2 protein-coding genes are annotated in these 1,105 nt (G+C 41.3%); both read right to left on the reverse strand.

The genetic code is table 11. The features are described 5' to 3' along the window. Nucleotides 1–384 precede the first annotated feature (384 nt). The gene (locus tag FUU19_RS18310; RefSeq protein ID WP_048323379.1) at nucleotides 385–714 is read right to left on the reverse strand and encodes a barstar family protein; all 330 of its coding nucleotides are present in this window, start codon (nucleotides 712–714) and stop codon (nucleotides 385–387) included. After that, nucleotides 714–1,105, reverse strand: a 392-nt coding sequence (locus tag FUU19_RS18315) for a guanyl-specific ribonuclease (protein ID WP_304622322.1), incomplete at its 5' end; no start/stop codon positions are given. The genes FUU19_RS18310 and FUU19_RS18315, both read right to left, overlap by 1 nt.

A 1,105-nucleotide genomic window follows, 5' to 3' on the forward strand; every position in this document is an offset into this window, starting at 1 on the left:
GCGGCTGCGGCGGCCCAGCGCGTCGTAATGGTACTGCGCCTCGAACTCGCCCTGCGGGCCGCGGCCGTGCGCCTGCACCAGCCGATTATCGGCGTCGTAGCTATCCGCCAGATCGTACACCAGCCGCGTGCCCGGTTTGCCCTGATTGGGCTCGCGGTGTTACAGCAGACTGTCTGCTCTACAATAAATATTTGGAATATTTAATTTCATATATTTTTTAAAGAGCAGGGCATTGTTTTTTCACGACTTAATTAATCAAAGAAAGGATTCCTATGAACGTCCTGGCTTCATCATCCCTATGAAATCTACTTTATCTAGATATATCTAGCGTTTAATCGCTAAGTAATAGTCGAGAAGCCGTAAAGCCTTTTCGACTATATCAAGCTACCTCAACAATAAAACAATCGAAGGCTCCTGGCCTTTTTCTTTGCATTTTAAGCTTACATTTTCAATAGTGAATATTAATGTTTCCTTTATTTCCTCTGATGCTAAAGAGAAATGATGAAGCTCCATTAATAAATACTCAGAAGCTGCTACATGAATCTTCGTCATTTCATCTTGCGGATAGCGCAAGCTGAAAAAACAATCAATTAATGCATTGATATTCCTACCAAAAAAATCAGGAAACCCAAATAAACCAGACAATTCAGTATAAAAATCATCCAGCGTTTTTATCTTGGCAAAATCTATTTTGACTTTCCGCCCTATTTCCATTATTTCCACCCTCCAAGATCGATCTCTATAAACGAATCATAATGATCATGAGTATAATAAGCTTTACCTGTCTTCGTATCAACTACCACACGCCTCGCTCCATTCCCACCTACATCTGGTGTCTTAACAGTCCATTCTTTATATGGTCCACTACCAGTGTTAAGACGCTGGCTATTAGAGTTGCCAATAGAGTGCGTATTGCTAAATGTTGTTCCATCATTTGAATAATGAGGTTTGTTTAATTTAATTCTATCAACTGTGTTTTGTAGCTCACGCATATCTCTTTTAGACATTGCGTGCCCCCATTTATCTTTAATGACCGCATGTGCCTGCTTAGGATTTTTAGCAGAATGGCTACATGTCAACCCAAACGGATCCACCCACATCAGCG

Origin of the sequence: Serratia montpellierensis (assembly GCF_020858655.1) — a bacterium.
Taxonomy (GTDB): Bacteria; Pseudomonadota; Gammaproteobacteria; order Enterobacterales; family Enterobacteriaceae; genus Serratia; species Serratia montpellierensis.